The following is a 22,322-nucleotide window of genomic DNA, read 5'->3' on the forward strand; positions in this document are numbered from 1 at the left end:
ATTTCAGCAGTCGAAAACCCGGAAGTTTGCTTCCGGGTTCGAGAATAAAGACCGTTTCAGGAATTCACGACCGGTATATTGCGCTTTTCGGCGGCTGTGCTGCGTTCAAGCAGGCGGGCCGCCTCCTGCTTGTACATCCGCTCCTTGCGGCGATGCTTGCCCTGCGTGAACCATGTCACCAAAGAGCCTATGACGACGCCAAGGAGAAGTGCTCCGAACAGCCACAGGAACAGCGGCGCATTATAGGAAAGAGCAGGATTGCCCGGATTGAATGGATCGATCGTGAATTGCACCGACGCGCGATTGGCGACCGACAACGCAATCAGAACCACGGCGAGCGGTACAAGAACGATGATGGCGATGATGCGTTTTGCCGCCATAGTGTCTATCAGACTGCGCCGTTCAGACGGTCGCGCAGTTCCTTGCCGGTCTTGAAGAAGGGAACCCACTTTTCTTCCACGTCAACCGTTTCGCCGGTACGCGGATTGCGGCCGCTGCGGGCGGGGCGGTTTTTCACCGAAAAGGCGCCGAAGCCCCGGAGTTCAACGCGATTGCCTTCGGCAAGGGCGTTTGTGATCTCGTCGAATACCGCGCCGACGATGTTTTCGACATCGCGCTGGAAGAGATGCGGATTGCGGCTGGCGATAATCTGAACGAGTTCCGATTTGATCACGGCTTTAAACCCCTGTTCTTCTGTTTGTTTCGTCCGGTATCTGCCGGATATTGTGTGCGTTTGCCCGGACGGCGTCAATTCGCTTCAGGCGTACCGTCAACGTGCCAAACCGAAAGAAGTCCGTCAAGAAAGATGCGTTCCTTGGCAATCTGCTTCAACATGCCATCGGCTTCCTGCGGCACGCCGATAAGGCGCGCACCGGCATGAATGATAAGATCGCGCAGCGAAAAACCCGTTTCACTGCTGACCGGCTTCCATTCCAGGCGCGGCAAATCCTTGGAAAGCCCTTTGCCGGCAAGCCAGGCGACGGCTTCTTCTTCACCGCCCAGCCCGTCGATCAGCTTTTTATCCAATGCCTGCCGTCCGGTAAAAACAGCGCCATTGGCAAGCGCCAGCGCCTGTTCATGCGTAAATGAACGGCGTTTTTCGACAATATCCACGAACCAGGCGTAGGAATCCATGATCATGTTGCGGATCATTCCCTTGGCTTCGTCGCTGGCGGGGCTGAAATAGTTGGGTTCCGCCTTGAGCGGCGAGGATTTGATGGTTTCGACCTTCACGCCGATCGTATCGAGCAGCTTCGAGACGTCTGGATATTGAAACAGAACCCCGATGGAGCCGACTATGGATGTCTGTCGCGCGATGATGTGATCGGATGCGCTGGCAATCATATAGCCCGCGGAGGCGGCAAGCGTGCCCACTTGGGTCACGACCGGCTTTTTCTCGGCAATCTTGCGCACGGCTTCGAAAATCGCTTCGCCGCCAACCGTCGTTCCGCCCGGCGAATCGAGAACCAGAATCACACCTTTGACGGCATCGTCCTTGGCGATCTTGTCGAGGCGCTTCAGCAATTCTTCATTCTCGAAGATGGTGCCTTCGATGCGAACCTTGGCAATATGTGGCTGGCTGAAATTGGTGCCGCGCATGGACCATGAAGCAAACACGGCAATCAGGGCTGCAATCAGAAGCAGGAAAGCTCCACGCCAGATCGTCAGCTTTCTGCGCAATTTCCGGCGTTCGATGATTGCTTCGGCGTCTTGAGCCATTCCCGTCCATCCGTTTGTTAGTGGCGCTGTTCGCGCACCGGCAATTCACCTTTTGCCTCGAATGGAGGCATGCGGCAAGTATCTTCGACAACTTGGTCCGGCTAAAGATAGTGCCCGAGTTAGATATTGCATGAAACACCGACAGAATCTTATCACGTGGGCTGGCCGCCCAAGGCAGCATTGCGCACTGCTGTAATTTGGACAGGTTTTGTGGTATCAAAGAGTTGATTAGCATTCTACCAAATTTGGTAAAGTGCGAATTGGGTTGAATTATCAAAGGCATAAACCGTTCCTGCTGCCCCGTTGGGAGGCGGGTGCGGTGTTTTGTGCGGTATGAAGCTATTGAGCGACCGTCTATTTCACCCCAAATAAACCTTATTGAAATGAAAAAGCGCGACATAGGCGCGCCGATTATTGAATTCTAAGAAAGCATTGAGGAACTGAACGCGACATGACCGCCGACACGACACCTAGCCATGCGCCGCAGAACGTGACTGTCCAAAGTCGCGGCAAAGGTGGCATGCGTTTTGGGGCGTCGGAGAAGGCCGAGGCGCTTTTCCATGCGGCGCAACGCCATTCGGTCCGTGTTCGCGTCTTGAAGACCGCGCTGCCGGTGGCCGCTGTTATCGTGGCGGCTGTTTTCTCATGGTATACATTTCTTGCGACGCCGAACACGCCCATAAAGGTGGAAGTGAATAATGGCGGGGAAAGCGGCAAGCTTGTCATGACAAGCCCGCACCTCAATGGATATACCAAGGACAACCGCCCCTATTCGATGACCGCTTCCAAGGCGACGCAGGATGCGAAGAACAGCGGAGCTATTTCGCTCGAAGGCATTTCCGCCGAGTTGCCGGTTGGTGAAAAAGGCATGGCCAAGGTCGAGGCAACGTCCGGTGTCTATGACAATGCCAATGGACGTTTGCAACTTGATAAGGACTTTACTGTTACCACGGATGACGGTTTGCGTGCAGTGATGCATTCTGCGGACGTGAATCTCAAGAGCGGGCAGATCACCACCGACAAGCCCGTCGACATCCGCAGCGGCAGCACGCATATTCTGGCGGACAGCATGCAGGTCAAGGACAACGGCAAGGTTCTGATTTTCGAGAACAAGGTCCGAATGACTGTTGACGGCAGCGTTGTTTCGCCCAACAAGGCTCCCTGAAAAGGAAGCCTGATTTGAGGATAGGGGAAGCGTTCGGGCCGGTTCATATCCGCACGGACGCTTGAGTACGTTCCGAAACCGGTTTTCGGATTGAAACGTGCTCGAAAACAAATTGTTAGAGCGTGATTCTGATGCAGTCGGAATGCTACAGGCTCTAAACCGCTTTTTTGATCGCATTTTGCGATGCCGAATGTTCCCATTTGGACGCAAAGTGCTTAATGTTGCGTCTGACCGCATGTCGGCCCAGGAATGGTCGAATGCTTCGGGGAGCTGGTGATATATGGAACGCGAGACGGGCAGGATGAACAAGGGTACGATGGCCCGCACTTTGCGGATGGGATTTGCAATTCTGGCGCTTGGGCTTGTCGCGGCTCCGGCAGCCTCTCTGGCGCAGGAGGGTGCGGCTGTGAACGGCCTGAAGCTTTCCAACAGCAAGGCTCCCGTCAAGATCGACGCTGACAAGCTGGAAATGCGCGACAAGGAAGGCGTTGCCGTCTTCACCGGCAATGTTGCCGTTTCGCAGGGTGATGCCCTGCTGAAGGCAGGCCAGATGACCGTCTATTACAACAAGGCCAAGAAAGACGATAATGCGCAGGCGCCTGAACCGGCAAGTGCTGGCGTCGGTGGCCTTGATTCATCGAGCATCGATCACATCGACATCTCGGGAAAAGTTTATCTCAAGTCTGGTACGCAGGTCGCGACCGGCGATACCGGCCGTTATGACGCCAAAAATCAGGTGATGGTTCTCCAGGGACAGAAAGTTGTCCTGACCGATGGCGACAATGTCGTGACCGGCTGCAAGCTGACCGCGCATCTTGATACGGGACGCGCCAATGTCGAAAGCTGCAAGGGACAGTCCAAGGGTCGGGTATCGATCATCATGGCTCCGAAAGATCAACAGCAGGGCGGTGCTGCGCCCAAGCAGAACTGACCGGAGCGGGCGTGGGATTGTTCTGGAACAAGAAGGCCGATGGGCCGCAAGACGCATCGCAAAATGTGAACGCACCGTCCGATGTCGCCGGAGCCATGCCGGGCCAGCCGGGTAAGTCGACGCGTCTTAAAGGTACGCTGGTGGCACGCGGTCTCTGCAAGAGCTATCGCGGACGTCAGGTCGTCAATGGCGTGTCGTTCGGCGTGCGTGCAGGCGAGGCGGTCGGTATTCTGGGACCGAACGGTGCAGGCAAGACCACCTGTTTCTATATGGTGACCGGCCTCGTTCCGGCGGATGCGGGCTCCATCGAGATCGACGGTTTCGACGTCACATCGATGCCGATGTATCGCCGTTCGCGTCTTGGCATTGGCTATCTGCCGCAGGAAGCTTCGATTTTCCGGGGCCTTTCGGTGGAAAACAACATCAAGGCCGTGCTGGAAGTGGTGGAGAAAGATCGGTCCAAGCGGGCGTCTGAACTGGATGCGCTTCTGGAAGAGTTTCACATCGCCCATCTGCGCAAGGCCCCTGCCATTTCGCTTTCGGGCGGCGAACGTCGCCGTCTCGAAATTGCCCGTGCGCTGGCATCACGCCCAAACTTCATGCTGCTTGATGAGCCTTTTGCGGGCGTCGATCCAATTGCCGTTTCGGATATTCAGCAACTTGTTCGCCATCTGACGAGCCGGGGCATCGGCGTCCTGATCACCGACCACAATGTGCGTGAAACGCTCGGCCTTATCGACCGCGCTTACATTATTCACGCCGGTCAGGTGCTGACGCATGGCCGTCCTGCCGAAATCGTCGCCAATCCGGATGTGCGCAGGCTTTATCTGGGCGACCAGTTCACTCTTTAGAGCGCGTTTCGATCTGATTGAAGTCAGGTCGAAGCTCCAAATTTCCACGTTTTAAGCATCATCATTTGGGCGGCGCGAAATGGCCGCGTTTCCAAACTCGCCCCGTCCTTCCGCGACTAATTTCCCTTTTGCTTGAAAAACGCGCATTCTGAATTGACAAGCAAGGTTCATACCAGTTTTCATCCTGTTCGGCCTGAACATGCGGTCCGTGGAGGTCGGCAGGGGTAAACCGGGGAGAATAACACGTCGCATGGCTCTGTCGCCCAAGCTCGATTTCCGTCAGTCGCAATCGCTGGTGATGACCCCCCAGTTGATGCAGTCGATAAGACTGCTGCAGATGACGCATGTGGAGCTGGAACAGTTTCTCGACACCGAAATCGAAAAAAATCCACTTCTGGACCGAATCGAGGCAGCGAATGATGATTTTGCGGACCCGGATTCCGTGCGCGACGAAGGAGGAGCCGGCGAGGGAGAGCTAGAGCCCCGCGCATCGGAGGACGACTGGTTCAGGACGGAAGTCTCCGACGATGCGGAGAGCCTTTCTTCGGCCTTCGACAGTTCACTTGAGAACATCTTCCCCGACGATCCGGGGCGCTCCGATGAAATCGGGCCTGATCTCGCCGCGCAATGGAAATCCGTCGGCGGCGACGGATATGTTTCAGCGAGCGCCTATGACATCGACCAGGTCACGGCAAGCCGGATTTCGCTAGGCGAGCATGTGGCGGAACAGATCGCGCTGACTTTTTTCGCAACGATGGACCGGTTCATCGCAACCGCGCTTGCCGACGCGCTGGACGAGAGCGGCTATCTGCGTGTCGATATTGTGGGGCTCGCCCAGAATCTGGGCGTGGAAACGGTCGAAATCGAGCGTGTGCTTGGCGTAATGCAAACCTTTGATCCACATGGCCTTTTCGCTCGTGACCTGCGGGAGTGCCTGGCGATACAGCTGCGCCTCAAGGATCGGTTCGATCCGGCCATGGAAGCTTTGATCGATAATCTCGATCTTCTGGCGCGGCGGGATTTCGCGACGCTCAAGAAACTGTGCGGTGTCGATCAGTCCGATATTCTCGATATGCTGACTGAAATCCGCATGCTTGATCCCAAACCAGGCGCATCCTTTGAGGTTTCCGTCGCTGATGCCATAGTGCCGGATGTGCTGGTGACGCCGTCGCTGGATGGCGGATGGGCTATCGAGTTGAATGCCGCGGCCATGCCGCGCCTTATTGTCAACAATGAATATTATGCCGAGGTCAGCGCCTCGGTAAAAGCTGAGGAAAAGGCGTTTCTCTCGGACTGCATGCAGACCGCGAACTGGCTTGTGCGCAGCCTGGATCAGCGCGCCCGCACCATCCTCAAGGTCACGCAGGAAATCGTGCGCCAGCAGGACGGTTTTCTGCGCCACGGGGTAGCCCATTTGAAGCCGCTCAATCTGCGCAACGTCGCGGATGCGGTCGGCATGCATGAATCCACCATCAGCCGCGTCACCGCGAACAAGTTCATGGCCACGCCGCGCGGCGTGTTTGAGCTGCGCTATTTCTTTACGGCCTCGATTGCTTCATCCGAAGGTGGCGATGCCCATTCATCCGAAAGCGTGCGACACCGTATCCGTCAGATGATCGACGCCGAAAAGGCCGATGACGTGCTGTCCGACGACGCCATCGTGGACGCCCTGAAAAAGGACGGTGTGGATATTGCGCGTAGAACGGTCGCAAAATACCGGGAATCGATGAATATTGCCTCATCGGTACAACGCAGGCGGGAAAAGAAGGCGAGACTGTCGGTTTCCTGATTGCCGGTCAGAACGGTTCCAGGCATTGTTCTGTGGGGGGACTGTTCCGGTCCATTGGCTGTATCTCAGGCTCATTCCCGTATGGGAATTGTGGAGGGACGCTCTAAAATTTTGGATTTGGTAGGCTGCTCGTTCAGAAAAATTCGATCTCCATTTGTGGAAAGATCGCCCTTGCAAGACGACGAGCTGGCAAGAGGGCCAATTGACAAGCGCCAATTCAACCAATAGAAGCCCGCTCGCGCTGCGGCCCGCGATTGAAGCCTTGGTTTTCCGGGTTTCACGACAAGTCGTCAGCGTGACTTGACGTGCTGCCCGTAAAAACAACCCCAGTTTTTATGCCGAAAGCGCGTCAAGGCAGAATTGAAGCATGTCTCCATGGCTGGGAACCGGTTTTGGGAGAAGGCATGGGTTGACGTTTCCAGCGAATTTATGCGGGGAATGTTTGAGAATCCGTAATTTCTGGAAGAAATTGCGATTGTTCATATGTTTGAAGGAAGGACAATGTGACGTTCCAGGGCAATCCCGAAAGTGGGCAGTTAGCGGAGCGTTACGTAAGAGAAATGTGCGGCAACCATCCCGTCAAGGGGCGTTTTCTTGAAACAGCCACGACTTCAAAGGCTTTTCGGAAGGTGTTTCAACGCCTCGCCGGAGAGTTCGCCTGAGAAGCTTGTCTGCGCCAGGAAGCTGGTAGGAAACGCACAGGACGAAAAGCATGTTTGATGCCGGTTCGCTTTGCGCTTCGCTCGCCTTGTGATTAGACTGAGTCCTGTGGTGTAACGCAAATGAGGTGTGCCAAATGACTCTGCGTGTATCTGGAAAGCATATGGACGTCGGTGAAGCTTTCACGACCCGGATTGTCGATCGGGTCAACGAGGCTGTCGGCAAATATTTCGATCATGGCTTTTCCGGACAGGTTACGGTCACCAAGTCCGGTTCGCGTTTCAGTGCGGATTGCACTCTGCATCTCGATAGCGGTGCAACGCTGCAGAGCACTGGCGAGGCGCAGGATCCGCAACTGGCTTTCGAAGCGGCGGCGGACAAGATCGAAACCCGCCTTCGCCGCTACAAGCGTCGTCTGAAGTCACGTCCTGCCACGCAGCCGGATGCGATCTATGATGACGTTGCATATCGTGTTATGGCACCCCTGCCGGAGGAAGAGGAGGATCTTCCGGCGGATTACGCGCCGACAATCGTTGCGGAATCGTCCGTCGCCCTGCGCACCATGTCGGTGGCGTCGGCGGTCGTGGAACTGGATCTGATCGAGAACCCGGTTCTGGTATTCCGCAATGCCGGCAATGATGAAGTTAATATCGTCTACCGTCGGGCGGACGGCAATATCGGCTGGGTCGATCCATCGATGGTCACCCGCCAGGCCGCGCCCCGCGCCTGACGGCAAACCTGAAGCGCACGCAGCGGACCGCGATTGGCGGCCGCGTGCGCTTCCCAAAACCGGGCCTCAAAGGCCTGATTGAAGAAGGAACGGAGAGAATGGATCTTAGTGATCTGATTCAGCCAGGGGCGATTATCCCTGCGCTGAAAGCCAGCTCCAAAAAGCAGCTTTTGCAGATTCTGTCTGAGAAGGCTGCGGAACTGACCGGTCTCCCTGAGCGCGAAGTTTTCGAAACAATTCTCCAGCGTGAACGCCTCGGTTCCACCGGGGTGGGGAATGGCGTTGCCATTCCGCACGGCAAGCTGGCGAACATCAACAAAATAGCCGGAATCTTCGCTCGTCTGGAAACCCCGGTCGATTTCGAGGCGCTGGACGATCAGCCTGTCGATCTTGTTTTTCTGCTTCTCGCGCCGGAAAATGCCGGCGCGGATCATCTCAAGGCTCTCTCGCGCATCGCCCGTATGCTGCGCGACGCAGATACTGTTGCCAAATTGCGCGGCACGCATGACGCGCAGGCGCTTTATTCATTCCTGACCGCTCAGCCCGCTTCCAACGCGGCCTGAGTTCAAATAGTTTCTCGTAAATAAAACCGCCGTTCAGCTTGAACGGCGGTTTTATTGTTTGCTCGCAATGACGGGCAAGTGAAGGGAAACACTGCAGGCAGAAGCAATATCCGCCTCAAGAGGGTCTGCGGCGCTTGCGCCGAAAGGTTCCGACAATTAACCTGTGCGGAATATGATACCGGCGATGGCCGGTATCCCGTTCCTAATGCAGCATCACCGTGCGCAGTTCGTGCTCCTGTGCGCCCTGCAGCGCGGTGGCGCGAACATCGGAGAGCACGATCGGCTCGCCGCTGGCGCCGAAGAGTGCCCAGAGTTCCAGGCCCGGCTCGATCGGTGGAAGGGCAGGGAAGCTGCGGGCAAGGTCATCAGAACGGATCTTGCGCACATAGGCAACTTCACCCTCGCCGAGATGGGCGAATTCGTTTTCGGTGAATATCTGTCTGTTCATGGTCTTAGCCTCCATTTCGTCGGCACGTCATTTGCGACCATGCCGCTTCAGAGCTTCGCATTTTTCAATATAGCGGGATTGTGCTGAATAAAAACTAAACAGTCTCAGTCTTTCACCGCTATGTTGATTCGTTTGATCAGCCGCTCCGGTTCCGGACGATCGAGATCAATGGCCAATAGACCATTCTTCAGATCACAACCGAGAACCCGCATGCCGTCTGCCAGGACGAAAACGCGCTGGAACTGCCGGGCAGCGATGCCGCGATGCAGAAATTCCCGTTCGGTATCGTCGGTCTGACGTCCGCGGATGACGAGTTGATTGTCTTCCGTCATGACTTCGAGGTCGTCGCTGGAAAATCCCGCCACCGCCAGAGTGATGCGCAGGCGTTCAGAACCCGTCTCGCCACGCAGGCGTTCGATATTATAGGGCGGATAACCGTCGCCGGATTTCGCGATCCGTTCCAGCGTCTTTTCCATCGTGTCGAATCCGAGCAGCAGAGGGCTCGAAAACGGTGTCATTCTTGTCATTGCATCAGTCCTTGATGAGAAGCGACCGTTACGAAGAGAACCCTTACGGCATATCTCTTCGGTAACTGATATGGCTTGTGAAAAGCCTGACTTCAAGGGCCAATCCGTATTCCTTCACTCCATCGTAAGATGAAGTTCTGGCCCAAGATACCCGGAAATATTAGGAGTGGTGTTATCGACGAGCTTCGGCGAGCGCTGCGCCAAAGGCCGTTGCGAAGCTCTCACGATCATCGGGATTGAGAAACTTGCCGATGGCGACGCTCTTTTCGCGGCTCTCGACACTCATGCCGGTGATCCCTATGTCCGGCTTTCGCGCTACCTTGAACCGTGTCCAGAATGGATTGAAGCGATGGGCAGTCAACTTGCCGGATGCAGCATATTTGCGGATATGCAAGGCGGAACGGGACACGGAGATTTCCTCGCGCGCCCGGGCGGCGCGATAATTCCAGCGAAAAGCCAGATAGATAAGCAGAACATCGAGGCCGAAAAACCCGAAGATGGGCCAAGCCCCGATGGACCAGAAAAGAATTCCCACAAACATCCAGCAACCGATCAGGGCTCCCATCAGCACGGTAAAGCCCGTCCGTCCCAGCGAACGATAGGGCGTGAGCAGGGCCTCAAAAATGGGTTTGTCGAACCGGTCGGGTTCCGCGCCGTCTGGATGGTGCATCGTTTCAGATCATCTTGCAGGGCTGTGACGGGCCTGCGTCAAGCTGCTGATTGTTTTGTCGATAGGGAAACCAGTATAGAGGCGGAATGGAAAAGGCCAAAATCAAATCGCCCGTGAACACATCTCCCGCCGCCCGGTCTCAACGCCGGGTGCGAGGTACACTTTATACGGCGGATGAAATTCACGAGATATTCCGCCGCTTCTCCATCCAGAGACCGGAGCCGAAGGGCGAGCTTGAGCATGTGAATGCTTTCACGCTTCTTGTCGCCGTCGTCCTGTCGGCACAGGCCACCGACGCGGGCGTCAACAAGGCAACGCGGGGGCTCTTTGCTGTCGCCGATACGCCGCAGAAAATGCTGGCGCTCGGCGAGGAGAAAGTCGGCGACTATATCCGTACCATCGGTCTTTGGCGCAACAAGGCAAAAAACGTCATCCTTCTGTCCGAAGCCCTGATCCGTGATCATGGCGGCGAAGTTCCCGGCGACCGGGACGAACTGGTGAAATTGCCGGGCGTTGGCCGCAAGACGGCCAATGTGGTGCTCAACATGGCTTTCGGTCAGCCGACCATGGCGGTGGACACGCATATTCTGCGCATAGGCAACCGGATCGGTCTTGCGCCGGGCAAGACGCCGGAGGCTGTGGAGGCCATTCTGGTCCGGGTCATCCCTGAGGAATACATGCTTCATGCGCACCACTGGCTCATCCTGCATGGGCGTTATGTTTGCAAAGCGCGCAAGCCCGAATGCGAAAAATGCGTGATTGCGGATATCTGCAAATATCCTGCGAAAACCTGCGATGTTCCTGCGCCGCTTATCCCCTTGCCGCCGCAGGCGTGAGCTTGCTTTCGCGCCGTGAGATCGCCTTGTGCAGATGGACCATCATGGTTGCCGCAAAAAGCGGGGTGAGAAGGTTGACGATGGGGATCGCCATGAAGCCTGCAATCAGCAGCCCGGCCAGAAAGACCGTCACGCCATAATGTGACCGTAGCGCCTTCGCCTCGGCTTCTGACCGATAGCGCATGGCCGCAAACTCGAAGAATTCCCGCCCGAGCAGATAGGCATTGATGACGAAGAAGGCGATCAGGTTGATGCCGGGTATGAACAGCATCAGCAAGGCGACGATATTGCCGATGATGACGATGCCGAGAAATTTCAGTGAAACGACAACGGAGCGGGCGATCGCCAAGGGCGTGCCCGGCGGATCGTTCGGATAGTCCTCGCGTTCGACCACTTCGGCGACATCATCGAGAAACAGGCCCGCTACAAGTGCGGTGACCGGCGCAATCATCAATGCGAGCACAAGCGCCAGGCCAAGACCCGCAACGATGGCGGCGACGATGCCGAGCCAGCCTGCCCAATCCGGCATGCCGGGCAATATCTGCTCCATCCACGGCCACGCAAAAGTAAAAAAGATTTGACGAACGGCGGCCCACAGGCCGACCAGCAGCAGAAGGGTCAATCCGAGTGTTTTCCAGAAAACTGCACGCAATTCCGGTGTGGTCAGGCGCTTCAGAGCCTTCAAGGCAGCATCCAGGATCATTTTCGCCCCGATTTCGACTGTGGACAAAGATGGAAATAGGTATGCCTCTCTTCCGAAGCAACCCGCATGATCACGTTACGGAAGCCTGTAGGGTAGCCAAAGGGATTGCAAACGGCTAAACCGGCACGCACGTGACCGATCTGCTTCACGCGGACAGGAGACCAATCAAAAGGGGAGCTTCTCGCGCTCATGGCCACATTCGACGTTCTTTGCATCGGCAATGCCATTGTCGATATTCTTTCGCGTACCGATGACTCTTTTCTGGAAACAAACGGTATCGTCAAAGGCGCGATGAACCTGATCGATGCGGAGCGGGCCGAATTGCTTTATAGCCGGATAGCGGGGCCGGCGACGGAAATGTCCGGCGGCAGCGCCGGAAACACGGCAGCCGGTGTGGCGAGCCTTGGTGGTCGCTCCGCCTATTTCGGCAAGGTGGCGACCGACCATCTGGGCCGTGTTTTCGCGCATGATATCCGCGCGCAGGGCGTTGCCTTCGATACCCGCCCGTTGGAAAAAGGATCGCCAACCGCCCGCTCCATGATTTTCGTGACGCCGGACGGCGAGCGCTCGATGAATACCTATCTCGGCGCCTGCGTGGAACTTGGACCGGAGGATGTTGAAACCTCCAAGGTATCGGATGCGAAGGTGACCTATTTCGAAGGCTATCTGTGGGACCCGCCGCGTGCCAAGGAAGCCATTGTCATGGCCTCGAAGATTGCGCATGAGAAAAATCGTCAGATGGCGATGACGCTTTCCGATCCGTTCTGCGTGGACCGGTATCGCGAGGAGTTTCTGGAACTCATGCGCTCGCGCACGGTCGATATTGTTTTCGCCAATGAGGACGAGGCCCGGTCGCTCTACAAGACAAAGTCGCTTGAAACTGCGATCGCCTCCATGCGTATGGATTGTGCGCTTTCAATCATCACCCGTTCGGAAAAAGGCGCGGTCGTGGTCACGCCTGACCAGACCTTGACCGTTCCCGCCATCGAAATCGATGCGTTGGTCGACACGACGGGCGCGGGCGATCTTTACGCCGCCGGTTTCCTGTACGGCTATACGAACGACCGTTCGCTGGAAGATTGCGCCCGCCTCGGTTCGCTGGCGGCAGGGCTTATCATCCAGCAGATGGGGCCGCGTCCGCAGCTCAGCCTGCAGGCCGCTGCAAGCCAAGCCGGGCTGGTATAAGGCTTATTCCGGCCTGATTATCCGGTCGCGCTGAAGTTCTTCTTCGGTGCGTCCGGGGCGGCTTTTATAGACGGGCAGCGTCCAGCCGAAATAAAGTGCGCCACCACGAATGACAAAGGCGGTCGAAGCCGCTGCGAGGGCGCATATGGCTGGTTCGACATGCAGCCAGGCCAGCAGGACATAGAGGCAAGCCCCGGCGAGCGAAGCCGTCACATAGATTTCACGGCGCATCAGCACGGAAGGCTCGCCAGCCACCATATCGCGCAAGATGCCGCCGAGCGTGGCCGTGGAAATGCCTGTCACAACGGCAACGGACGGCCCGAAACCGAGCGCCAATCCCTTGGCTGCACCCAATACCGTATAGGCGGCCATGCCAATGGCATCGAGCCAGAGCAGGACGCGATAGCGGGATTCGACCATGTGCGCGGTGAAATAGACGACAATCGCCGCCAGCGTTCCGGCAAGGAGATAGACGGGTTCGACAACCCAGAAGACCGGCGCGCCGAGGACAAGATCGCGAAAGGTCCCGCCACCGATGCCGGTAATATTGGCAAGGAACAGAAAACCGATAATGTCGAGCTGGCGACGCGAAGCGGCAAGAGCGCCGGTCGCAGCGAAAACGAAAACGCCTGCGAAGTTCAAAAACTCAGGAATCGTCACGCAGCCGGTCTCCTCCACACATCCTGTGACAACCTTTCACCGGTTCGCTCCAATAGCAATATGCAAGTTATTCCAAGGTACTGAGGTGCTGACGCATCCCGCCTTGAAAATGGTCAGTCGCCGCGGGCTCGGCAGTATTGGAAACTGAACCGCTGATAAAAAAGAGCGGCAGACAAAGCTGCCGCTCCAGATTTCATTGGTTATCTATCAGTTCAGGCATTGCCTTCGGGAGCGGCGGCACCGTTATCGGCGGTTGCCTTTGGGCCACCCTTGGAAACGCCGACCATAGCCGGGCGCAGAACACGGTCGCCGATGGCATAACCGTCCTGCACGACCTGCACGACGGTATTGTTCGGCAAATCCGCATTCGGTACTTCGAACATGGCCTGATGGAAATTCGGATCAAACTTCTGGCCTTCCGGTTCCAGCTTCTTGACGCCGTGGCGTTCCAGAGCGTGCAGCATGGCGCGTTTGGTCATTTCTACGCCGTCTGCGAGCGACTTCAGGCTGGCATCGGTTTCCAGAGCATCGGCAGGAATAGCCTCGAGTGCGCGGCCCAGATTGTCGGAAACCGAAAGCATGTCGCGGGCGAAGTTGGTCACGGCATAGGTGCGCGCATCCTGTACGTCGCGCTGGGTGCGCTTGCGCAGGTTTTCCATTTCGGCTGCAGCACGCAGCAGCTGGTCTTTCAGCTCGCCATTGTCCGCTTCGAGCATGGCAATCCGGTTCGCGGTTTCGTCCACTTCCGCTTCGGCTTCGTCCTCGGCAGCTTCTGCTCGGGCTTCGGCCTTGCGCGCCTTCAGAAATTCGTCGGCAGCGCGGTTGAGCGCCTCACGATCCCGGGGATTGTTGATATCGCGCTGCTCAAGATCGGGGTTCTTGGATTTGTCTTTTTCGTCAGCCATGATGCTACTTCCGTCTTGAATAGGGCATTTCCAGCAAAAGTGCGTGAGCCTTTTGCAGAGGATAATGCGAAGAACAAATAGATAGATAGAGTGGGGCCAACGCTTTTGTCAAAGTGGGAACCGTTCTATCTGTTGGGGCGGATATCGAGTTTCAAGCCAATAAAATCAAGGTCTATTTTCCGAGCCTCGGCCATCCCCGGAAAGTCTGACAGCTACCGCAGAAGCCGGGACACGATCTGGGCAGTATAGTCAACCATGGGAACGATCCGCGCATAATTGAGTCGCGTCGGCCCTATGACACCGAGGGCACCGATAACCCTTTGCTCGCTGTCACGATAGGGGGCGACTACCAGCGACGAGCCGGAAAGGGAGAAAAGCTTGTTCTCCGACCCGATGAAAATGCGGACACCCGAACCGGCCTCGGCGAGGTCCAGAAGCTGGACCATGCCGTCCTTGGTTTCGAGGTCATCGAAGAGATGGCGCAGGCGCTCTATATCTTCCTGCGCATGGATGTTTTCCAGAAGATTGGCGCGCCCGCGCACAATCAGCCGCGCCGGTTGATCCGTTCCGGCTCCGCTCCAGACCGCCAGCCCCTGGGCAACCAGTTCCTGCGACAGCTGGTCGAGTTCCTGCCGCGTTTCTTCCGTCAGTTTTTCCAGTTCCGCCTTGGCTTCGGAAAGCGTGTGGCCGTGAATATGCGCGTTGAGAAAATTCGATGCCTCGACCAGCTGCGAATTGCTGATGCCGACCGGCAGATTGACCACGCGGTTTTCGACATCGCCATTCTGCATGACCAGAACCGCAAGCGCCCGGGTCGGCTCGAGACGAACGAATTCGATATGTTTCAGCGCGCCTTCCGCCTTGGTGGCAAGCACGAGGCCCGCGCCGCGCGACAGGCCTGAAAGGACCTGGCTTGCTTCCGTCAGGACGCTTTCAACCGAATTGTTTGTACCCGCAGAGCGAACCTGCGCTTCAATGGAGGAGCGTTCCTCCGGCGGCAGATCGCCCACTTCCAGAAATGCGTCGACAAAAAAGCGCAGTCCGATTTGCGTGGGTAGGCGTCCGGCCGAAACATGCGGTGCATAGATGAGGCCCAGATGCTCCAGATCGCTCATCACGTTGCGGATGGTCGCAGGCGAAAGCGTATGCGGCAGCAATCGTGACAGATTGCGTGAGCCGAGCGGATCGCCATCGTTGAGATAGGTTTCCACGATCAACCGAAAAATATCACGCGAACGCTGGTCGAGCGAACTCAGAAGCTGGTGTTCCGGCGTTTTCATCATATTATGGTCGCAAACTTTACGAATGGCATAGGCCGAATATAAGGTCGCCAGACAAAGCGTCAAAGGGTTTAGTACTATCCTGACAGACCTCTCAACATCTCTGTCGGTTTTTCGGGCAGAGCGCCTTTCTATTTGTGTGTGGGAAGCCTAAAAAGCCGCACCGGAAAATGAATCGAGGAATTCCCTATGCGTCCATCCAAGCGTGCGGCTGACGAAATGCGTGCCGTATCTTTCGAACGCGGCATCTCCAAACATGCTGAAGGTTCCTGCCTCGTCAAGTTTGGCGATACGCATGTATTGTGCACCGCAAGCCTTGAGGAAAAGGTGCCGGGCTGGATGCGCAATACGGGCAAGGGCTGGGTCACGGCGGAATACGGCATGCTGCCGCGCTCTACCGGCGATCGCATGCGCCGCGAGGCCGCAGCCGGCAAGCAGGGTGGCCGCACGCAGGAAATCCAGCGCCTGATCGGGCGGTCCTTGCGCGCTGTCGTGGACATGCAGGCGCTCGGCGAAGTGCAGATCACCGTGGACTGCGACGTCATCCAGGCCGATGGCGGCACCCGCACGGCGGCTATCACCGGCGGCTGGGTGGCGCTTCATGAATGCCTGCGCTGGATGGAAGCGCGCCAGATGGTGCGCGTCGAGAAGGTTCTGAAAGACCATATCGCCGCAATTTCCTGCGGTATCTACGAGGGCGAGCCGGTGCTCGATCTGGACTATGCGGAAGATTCTGTCGCCGAAACCGACAGCAATTTCGTGATGACCGGCAAGGGCGGGATCGTAGAGATTCAGGGAACGGCGGAAGGCGCACCTTTTTCGGAAGAAGAGTTCGCCAGCTTGATGAAGCTTGCACGCGGCGGCATTGATCGTCTGGTGTCCTTGCAGAAGATGGCCGTAGCCTGACCGTCCGCCATTATTCCGGCCCTGGCGGCCCGCAAACGGCGTTCTTTTCGCTTCCGGTGCTCACGTACTTTAAGTACACTCCGCTCCGGGTCTCAAAGATCACCATTTTCGGCTAGCCATGACCGGAATCTCGACACACCGTGTGTCGGGCGCGTTGCAATCGAGGGAAAAATTTATGCGTGCCGCCCGCATTCTTGAAACTGCGCTCTATGTCCGCGATGTCGCCGAAGCGATAGAGTTCTATCAAGGAACGATGGGACTGGAGCCGGTTGGGAAAGTCAGCGAGCGCAATGCATTTTTCCGCTGCGGAGAGGGCATATTGCTTCTGTTCAAGGCGGAGGAAACATTGAAACCGCCGCTCCCCGGACATTTGCCCGTGCCGGCCCATGGCACCAGCGGGCCCGGTCATGTCTGTTTTGCCGCAAGCCGTGAGGAGATGGAAGGCTGGCGCAGCCATCTGGCCAAACATGGCATAGCGATAGAGGCCGAGTTCGATTGGCCCAATGGCGCGCATTCGATTTATTTCCGCGATCCATCCGGCAATTCGCTGGAGATTGCCGAACCCAAACTATGGAATTGAAAATGAGAAAACTGGAACAGGGCAAGCTGATCGTCGCTTCGCACAATGCGGGCAAGCTGAAGGAGTTCGACGGACTGATCGGCCCGTTCGGTTTCGAGGTCAGTTCAGTTGCCGCCCTTGGCCTGCCTGAGCCGGACGAGACCGGCACCACGTTTGAAGAAAACGCCTATATCAAGGCGCTTGCGGCTGCCGAAGCAACGGGATTGCCGGCGCTTTCGGACGATTCCGGCATGATGGTCGATGCGCTTGACGGTGATCCGGGGGTCTACACGGCAAACTGGGCCGAGACCGAGGACGGCACACGAGATTTCGATATGGCCATGCAGAAGGTCGAAAATTTTCTGCAGAAAAAAGGCGCCGTAGAACCGCAGCAGCGCAAGGCCCGGTTTGTATCTGTCATCTGCCTGGCCTGGCCGGATGGAGAGGCGGAATATTTCCGCGGCGAAGTCGAAGGCACGATTGTCTGGCCGCCGCGCGGTAATACCGGTTTCGGTTTCGACCCGATTTTCCTGCCTGATGGCTATGAGAAAACTTTCGGCGAAATGACCGCCGATGAAAAGCATGGCTGGAAGCCGGGCGATGCTTCAGCCCTGTCGCATCGCGCCCGCGCTTTCAAGCTTTTTGCCGAAAAGAAGCTCAACATGGAAGCGGCTCCCGCGAAATGAACAAGCTGTTTCCCTCTTCACAGGCGTTAGCGGACGGCGTCAGCACGATTCCTATTGCGCGTGCAAACGGGGAAAATGCGTTCGGCGTTTATGTGCACTGGCCGTTCTGCCTCGCCAAATGCCCATATTGCGACTTCAACAGCCACGTGCGTCACAAGCCGGTCGATCAGGCGCGTTTTTCCGAAGCCTTTCGGCGCGAGATGGAATGCTTGCGCGAACGCACCGGCCCGCGCACGGTCACCAGCATTTTTCTGGGCGGCGGTACGCCCTCGCTGATGCAGCCCGAAACGGTGGGCGCGCTTCTCGATGGAATTGCTGGCTTCTGGTCTGTCGCGCCCGACATCGAAGTGACGCTGGAAGCCAACCCCACCAGCGTGGAGGCTGATCGTTTTCGCGGTTATCGCGCCGCAGGCGTCAATCGCGTGTCGCTCGGCATTCAGGCGCTGAATGATCCCGATTTGCGCCGTTTGGGGCGTATGCACTCGGTTGAAGAGGCCAAGGCGGCTATTCGCTTAGCGCGTGAGATTTTCCCGCGCCTGTCCTTCGATCTTATCTATGCGCGCCCGAACCAGACCATCGAGGCCTGGCGCGAGGAACTGAAGGAAGCCATCGGGCTTGCTGCCGATCACCTCTCGCTCTACCAACTGACGATCGAGGAAGGCACGCAGTTTTATAATCTCTGGAAGGCCGGAAAGCTGAACACGCCCGAACCGGATCACGCCGCAGCGCTCTATGAAGAAACGCAACGGGTGACGGCAGAGCATGGTCTTCCGGCCTATGAGATTTCCAATCACGCGGTGCCGGGACGTGAATCGCAGCACAATCTCGTTTATTGGCGTTATGGGCAATATGTCGGCATCGGTCCGGGCGCGCATGGACGTTTCGTGGAAAACGATGTGCGCACCGTCACCATGACCGAAAAACACCCCGAAACCTGGCTGGACAAGGTCGAGCGCAGTGGCCACGGCATTATCGAGGAAGAATATCTCGATGGCGGGCAGGAAGGCGATGAGTTCCTGATGATGGGGCTTCGTCTGCGCGAAGGCATCGATCTGGATCGCTACAAGCGGTTGTCAGGCCAGAGTGTTGATCAGAAGCGTCTGGCAAAACTGATTGCCGAGGGCATGATCGAGCCGATGGGCGGTAGCATCATTCGCGCAACGCCGGACGGTGCGCTGGTGCTGGATGCGTTGGTCGCCGATCTGGCCGCATGAGGGACTCACCATGACTGAAGAAGCAGGCGAGGGGCGACGGGAATATGTGGTGGGCGGGACGACGATGCGCGCCCGGCCGCTTGAGCCCGCGCTCTATATCGTCTCGACACCCATCGGCAATCTTGGCGATATGACGCTGCGCGGCATCGAAACGCTCGCCGCAGCCGATGTTCTGGCCTGCGAGGACACCCGCGTGACCCGCGTTCTCCTCGACCGCTACGGCATTGCCCGCCGTCCGATCAGCTATCACGAACACAATGCCGCCGAAGCCGGAGAAAAGCTGATTGCTGCACTGTCAGCGGGCAAAAGTGTTGCGTTGGTGTCCGATGCGGGCACGCCGCTCGTCTCCGATCCGGGCTTTCGTCTGGTTGGCGAAGCGCGTGAGGCAGGTATTCGTGTCGTGCCCATTCCCGGCGCTTCCGCGGTTTTAGCCGCACTTGCCGCTTCCGGCCTGCCGACCGACGCCTTCATGTTCTGCGGCTTCCTGCCTTCCAAACAGGGGCAAAAACAATCGAAGCTCGAAAGCCTCAAGGGCATCGATGCAACGCTGGTGTTTTATGAATCGCCAAACCGGACAGCGGCGACGCTGGCCGAAATGGCCGAAGTGTTCGGGCCGGATCGTCTGGGCGCGCTCTGTCGTGAACTGACCAAGGCCTATGAGACCATTCGCACTGCGCCGCTGGGCGAACTGGCGAAGGAATTTGATGGCGAGGACCGCATTCGCGGCGAGGTCGTTCTGCTGGTCGGCCCGCCGACGGGCAATGCCGCTCCGCAGAGCGAGGAAGACATAGACAAGCTGCTTTTGTCGCTTGCCGCCGAACTGCCGCCATCCAAGGCCGCAGGCGAGGCAGCGCGCATGACCGGCGGACAGAAATCGGTTCTCTATCAGCGCCTCATGCAACTGAAATCGGATCAGCGATGACAGATGTCCGCGAGAAAAAGCGCAGTGCTTTCTTTCGCGGACACAGCGCCGAACGTTTTGCCGCCATCGTGCTTCTTTTGAAAGGTTTTCGCATTGTCGCGCGGCGCTATCGAACACGTCTCGGCGAAATCGATCTGATCGCCCGGCGGGGCAATCTGGTGCTCATCGTCGAAGTGAAGGCGCGCAGCAGTCTGGAGGCCGCGCACCTCGCCGTCACGCCGCAGGCCATGCGCCGTATCGAAGCCGCAGCCGATCTCTGGCTGCAACGCCAGCCTGACCATGCCCGCCTGTCGCTGCGTTTCGACCTGATCGCCGTGCTGCCGCGCCGCTTGCCGAAACACGTTCCGGCTTTCTTCATCAGCGGCAACTATCGATAAGTCTATGTAAATCCTATAAAAATTGTAGGGTATATTTGCTTCACTTATGGGAATGAAAATCCCGCAATCGGCTGTTTTGAGGAAAAGTGATGCTCGCCGTGATTTTCGCGCGCAAGCCCGTTTCTTATAAAGCAAGGCCCTTCCATGAATAATAGCACCGTCTTGTTGCCTGACGCATTTCCGGACACGAAACCGGTATCCGCTTTCGCTGGAAATGCTTCAAAGGATGGTGCCCATGTCTTTTTCGCAGAAGCGTCTGCTGGCTGATTTCCCTGCCTTCTTCCGGGTGTCGGAAGAGGTGGTTGTCGTCGTTGGCGGCGGCGAGGAAGCGTTGAACAAGGCGCGCCTCGTGGGGCAGACCTCAGCACGCCTTCGCATCGTGGCCGAAGAAACAGAACACCATCTGGCTGAGTTCATCGCAAGCCATGGTGCGGAGCATGTCGCAGCACCTTTCGCACCGGAACATGTCGCGGGCGCAAAGCTTGTTTTCGTGGCGACCGGCGATGAAGCGCAGGATCGCGCCGTTGCTGCCGTGGTCAAGACGCAGAAGGTTCCGGTCAATGTCGTTGATCGTCCGGCACTTTGCGATTTCCTGACGCCTGCCATCGTCAACCGTGCGCCGCTGACGATTGCGATTGGTTCGGAAGGAACCGCCCCGGTTCTGGCGCAGATGGTCCGTGCGCGTATCGATGCCGCTTTTTCGCCGCGCCTTGGCGAGCTTGCGCATTTCGCCGAAAGCTGGCGTCCGCTGGTCGAGCGTGCTTTGCCGAAAGGTCTGGCACGCCGCAGTTTCTGGCGTGGCTTCTTTTCGGGCCGGGTTGCCAGTGCCATTGAAAATGGCGACCGCGTCGAAGCCTATAAGGCCGCAAGCGACCTGATCGAGCAACGCGACAATGCCGCCGGTTATGTCTGGCTGGTTGGTGCCGGTCCGGGTGCCGAAGACCTGCTGACGCTGCGCGCGCACCGCGTTTTGATGGAAGCCGATGTGATCGTACACGATGCGCTGGTGCCGGAAGGCGTCATCGCTATGGGGCGCCGCGATGCCGAGCGCCTTGCCGTCGGCAAGCGCAAGGGTTGCCATTCCAAAAGCCAGGAAGAGATTAACCGCCTGCTGGTTTCGCTGGGGCGGGAAGGCAAGCGCGTTGTGCGTCTGAAATCCGGCGATCCGCTGGTGTTTGGACGCGCAGGCGAGGAAATGGCGGCGCTGCGTGCCGCCGGTATCGGTTTCGAAATCGTGCCGGGCATTACTTCTGCCTTTGCCGCCGCCGCCGATATGGAGCTGCCGCTGACGCTGCGCGGTGTCGCCTCGTCGCTGGTGTTCACCACCGGCCATGACATGACGGGCGATGTACTGCCGGGCTGGGCAAAGCTTGCCGTCTCCGGCGCGACCATCGCCGTCTATATGGGCTCGACCGTCGCCGCATCGGTAGCCGCACGTCTGATTGGTGCGGGACTGCATGAAGATACCGCCGTGGCTGTGGTGGAAAACGCAAGCCGTCAGGACAAGCGCCTGTTTCACGGCACGCTCAAGGATTTGCCGGATCTGGAAAACCGCAAGGAGCTTTCCGGCCCGGTCATGGTGATCATTGGCGACGCGGTCGCCGGTGCCGCAATCGACAAAGCCGAAGCGCTGGCCCTCAAGCCGGTTTCCGTTGCAGCCTGAACCCGTGGATGCGGGTAACAAAAGTTTGGAGTTTGGAAATGATCGTAAAAGTTCTCACTGCAAACCGGCTGATCGACGGACAGGCTGTGTGGCTCGGCGCCGATGGCTCCTGGCAGGAGACCATCGACGGCGCGCTGGTTGCCCGCCATCCCGAAGCCGTTGAGGCGCTTGAAGATGCAGGCAAGCTTGCGGCGAAAGCCAATCTGGTTGTCGATGTGAATGTGATCGATGTCGAGGAGCGCGCGGAGGGGCTTTACCCGATCCGCCTGCGCGAGCGCATCCGTCTTTCCGGACCGACCATCGTAACTTTCGGCGATTTGCTTCTTGATAAGCCTGCTTTGAAGCGCGCCTCCTGATTTTGTGTTGGAATAGC

26 protein-coding genes are annotated in these 22,322 nt (G+C 57.5%); 16 read left to right on the forward strand and 10 right to left on the reverse strand.

The window, feature by feature from the left end:
* Positions 1 to 56: 56 nt before the first annotated feature.
* The 3 genes from J9800_RS11170 to sppA all read right to left on the reverse strand — a co-directional run bounded on the left by J9800_RS11170 (position 57) and on the right by sppA (position 1,719).
* Positions 57 to 380 (reverse strand): lipopolysaccharide assembly protein LapA domain-containing protein, encoded by a 324-nt coding sequence (locus tag J9800_RS11170; RefSeq protein WP_114214293.1) that lies wholly within the window; start codon positions 378 to 380, stop codon positions 57 to 59.
* 8 nt (positions 381 to 388) lie between these two features.
* On the reverse strand, positions 389 to 673 hold the full coding sequence (locus J9800_RS11175) for an integration host factor subunit beta (protein ID WP_004687882.1): 285 nt from the start codon (positions 671 to 673) through the stop codon (positions 389 to 391).
* Between the two features lie 74 nt (positions 674 to 747).
* Positions 748 to 1,719, reverse strand: coding sequence for a signal peptide peptidase SppA (gene sppA, locus J9800_RS11180; protein WP_114214292.1), 972 nt, complete (start codon positions 1,717 to 1,719; stop codon positions 748 to 750).
* A 451-nt stretch (positions 1,720 to 2,170) separates the two neighbouring features.
* Between sppA and lptC the strand changes: the two genes are divergently transcribed.
* The 6 genes from lptC (at position 2,171) to ptsN (ending at position 8,408) form a co-directional block, all read left to right on the forward strand.
* Positions 2,171 to 2,884, forward strand: coding sequence for an LPS export ABC transporter periplasmic protein LptC (gene lptC / locus J9800_RS11185; protein WP_112589352.1), 714 nt, complete (start codon positions 2,171 to 2,173; stop codon positions 2,882 to 2,884).
* Between the two features lie 280 nt (positions 2,885 to 3,164).
* Positions 3,165 to 3,815, forward strand: a complete 651-nt coding sequence (locus J9800_RS11190) for an LptA/OstA family protein (protein ID WP_114214291.1) — start codon at positions 3,165 to 3,167, stop codon at positions 3,813 to 3,815.
* Between the two features lie 11 nt (positions 3,816 to 3,826).
* Positions 3,827 to 4,666, forward strand: coding sequence for an LPS export ABC transporter ATP-binding protein (gene lptB / locus J9800_RS11195; RefSeq protein ID WP_010658003.1), 840 nt, complete (start codon positions 3,827 to 3,829; stop codon positions 4,664 to 4,666).
* 250 nt (positions 4,667 to 4,916) lie between these two features.
* A complete protein-coding gene (gene rpoN, locus J9800_RS11200; protein WP_114214289.1) occupies positions 4,917 to 6,455 on the forward strand; it encodes an RNA polymerase factor sigma-54 in 1,539 nt (512 codons plus the stop codon).
* A 796-nt stretch (positions 6,456 to 7,251) separates the two neighbouring features.
* Complete coding sequence (gene hpf, locus J9800_RS11205) at positions 7,252 to 7,845, forward strand: ribosome hibernation-promoting factor, HPF/YfiA family (RefSeq protein ID WP_114214288.1); 594 nt, start codon at positions 7,252 to 7,254, stop codon at positions 7,843 to 7,845.
* A gap of 98 nt (positions 7,846 to 7,943) precedes the next feature.
* A complete protein-coding gene (ptsN, locus tag J9800_RS11210; RefSeq protein ID WP_006465889.1) occupies positions 7,944 to 8,408 on the forward strand; it encodes a PTS IIA-like nitrogen regulatory protein PtsN in 465 nt (154 codons plus the stop codon).
* 202 nt (positions 8,409 to 8,610) lie between these two features.
* On the opposite strand, the gene J9800_RS11215 is transcribed toward ptsN, so the two are convergent.
* The 3 genes from J9800_RS11215 to J9800_RS11225 form a co-directional block, all read right to left on the reverse strand.
* Entirely contained in the window at positions 8,611 to 8,856 is a 246-nt protein-coding gene (locus J9800_RS11215) for a BQ00720 family protein (RefSeq protein WP_006470904.1), read from the reverse strand.
* 104 nt (positions 8,857 to 8,960) lie between these two features.
* Positions 8,961 to 9,383: an Hsp20 family protein gene (locus J9800_RS11220; RefSeq protein ID WP_006470903.1), complete on the reverse strand. Its 423-nt coding sequence runs from the start codon at positions 9,381 to 9,383 to the stop codon at positions 8,961 to 8,963.
* Positions 9,384 to 9,555: 172 nt separating this feature from the next.
* Positions 9,556 to 10,053 carry a DUF2244 domain-containing protein gene (locus J9800_RS11225; protein WP_114214287.1) on the reverse strand — a complete coding sequence of 166 codons (498 nt, stop codon included), beginning with the start codon at positions 10,051 to 10,053 and terminating at the stop codon, positions 9,556 to 9,558.
* An 86-nt stretch (positions 10,054 to 10,139) separates the two neighbouring features.
* Here J9800_RS11225 and nth point away from each other — a divergent pair, with 86 nt between their 5' ends.
* The gene (gene nth, locus J9800_RS11230; RefSeq protein WP_114214286.1) at positions 10,140 to 10,889 is read left to right on the forward strand and encodes an endonuclease III; all 750 of its coding nucleotides are present in this window, start codon (positions 10,140 to 10,142) and stop codon (positions 10,887 to 10,889) included.
* Here nth and J9800_RS11235 read toward each other — a convergent pair.
* Complete coding sequence (locus J9800_RS11235) at positions 10,864 to 11,592, reverse strand: sulfate transporter family protein (protein WP_114214628.1); 729 nt, start codon at positions 11,590 to 11,592, stop codon at positions 10,864 to 10,866. The two genes, nth and J9800_RS11235, sit on opposite strands and share 26 nt — an antisense overlap.
* A 189-nt stretch (positions 11,593 to 11,781) precedes the next feature.
* On the opposite strand from J9800_RS11235, the gene J9800_RS11240 reads away from it, so the two are divergent.
* On the forward strand, positions 11,782 to 12,777 hold the full coding sequence (locus J9800_RS11240; RefSeq protein ID WP_112589337.1) for an adenosine kinase: 996 nt from the start codon (positions 11,782 to 11,784) through the stop codon (positions 12,775 to 12,777).
* Between the two features lie 3 nt (positions 12,778 to 12,780).
* Here the strand turns inward: J9800_RS11240 and J9800_RS11245 are convergent, their stop codons facing one another.
* From J9800_RS11245 to hrcA, 3 genes are all read right to left on the reverse strand, one after another.
* Positions 12,781 to 13,437: a trimeric intracellular cation channel family protein gene (locus J9800_RS11245; protein ID WP_112589382.1), complete on the reverse strand. Its 657-nt coding sequence runs from the start codon at positions 13,435 to 13,437 to the stop codon at positions 12,781 to 12,783.
* 212 nt (positions 13,438 to 13,649) lie between these two features.
* Positions 13,650 to 14,342 (reverse strand): nucleotide exchange factor GrpE, encoded by a 693-nt coding sequence (gene grpE / locus J9800_RS11250; protein ID WP_114214285.1) that lies wholly within the window; start codon positions 14,340 to 14,342, stop codon positions 13,650 to 13,652.
* Positions 14,343 to 14,554: 212 nt separating this feature from the next.
* A complete protein-coding gene (gene hrcA / locus J9800_RS11255) occupies positions 14,555 to 15,625 on the reverse strand; it encodes a heat-inducible transcriptional repressor HrcA (RefSeq protein WP_112589333.1) in 1,071 nt (356 codons plus the stop codon).
* A gap of 186 nt (positions 15,626 to 15,811) precedes the next feature.
* Here hrcA and rph point away from each other — a divergent pair, with 186 nt between their 5' ends.
* From rph to J9800_RS11295, 8 genes are all read left to right on the forward strand, one after another.
* Entirely contained in the window at positions 15,812 to 16,528 is a 717-nt protein-coding gene (rph, locus tag J9800_RS11260) for a ribonuclease PH (RefSeq protein ID WP_006465898.1), read from the forward strand.
* A gap of 175 nt (positions 16,529 to 16,703) precedes the next feature.
* Positions 16,704 to 17,108 (forward strand): VOC family protein, encoded by a 405-nt coding sequence (locus J9800_RS11265; RefSeq protein WP_114214284.1) that lies wholly within the window; start codon positions 16,704 to 16,706, stop codon positions 17,106 to 17,108.
* Positions 17,109 to 17,110: 2 nt separating this feature from the next.
* On the forward strand, positions 17,111 to 17,773 hold the full coding sequence (gene rdgB, locus J9800_RS11270) for an RdgB/HAM1 family non-canonical purine NTP pyrophosphatase (RefSeq protein ID WP_114214283.1): 663 nt from the start codon (positions 17,111 to 17,113) through the stop codon (positions 17,771 to 17,773).
* A complete protein-coding gene (gene hemW / locus J9800_RS11275) occupies positions 17,770 to 18,987 on the forward strand; it encodes a radical SAM family heme chaperone HemW (protein WP_112589327.1) in 1,218 nt (405 codons plus the stop codon). The genes rdgB and hemW overlap by 4 nt, the downstream gene beginning before the upstream one ends.
* Before the next feature lie 10 nt (positions 18,988 to 18,997).
* On the forward strand, positions 18,998 to 19,909 hold the full coding sequence (gene rsmI, locus J9800_RS11280) for a 16S rRNA (cytidine(1402)-2'-O)-methyltransferase (protein WP_114214282.1): 912 nt from the start codon (positions 18,998 to 19,000) through the stop codon (positions 19,907 to 19,909).
* Entirely contained in the window at positions 19,906 to 20,286 is a 381-nt protein-coding gene (locus tag J9800_RS11285) for a YraN family protein (RefSeq protein WP_114214281.1), read from the forward strand. The genes rsmI and J9800_RS11285 overlap by 4 nt, the downstream gene beginning before the upstream one ends.
* Positions 20,287 to 20,512: 226 nt before the next feature.
* Positions 20,513 to 21,949: a siroheme synthase CysG gene (gene cysG, locus J9800_RS11290; protein WP_114214280.1), complete on the forward strand. Its 1,437-nt coding sequence runs from the start codon at positions 20,513 to 20,515 to the stop codon at positions 21,947 to 21,949.
* Positions 21,950 to 21,987: 38 nt separating this feature from the next.
* Positions 21,988 to 22,305, forward strand: a complete 318-nt coding sequence (locus tag J9800_RS11295) for a DUF2849 domain-containing protein (protein ID WP_114214279.1) — start codon at positions 21,988 to 21,990, stop codon at positions 22,303 to 22,305.
* Positions 22,306 to 22,322 lie beyond the last annotated feature (17 nt).

The sequence above is a fragment of the Ochrobactrum sp. AP1BH01-1 genome (assembly GCF_018066705.1).
GTDB lineage: Bacteria > Pseudomonadota > Alphaproteobacteria > Rhizobiales > Rhizobiaceae > Brucella.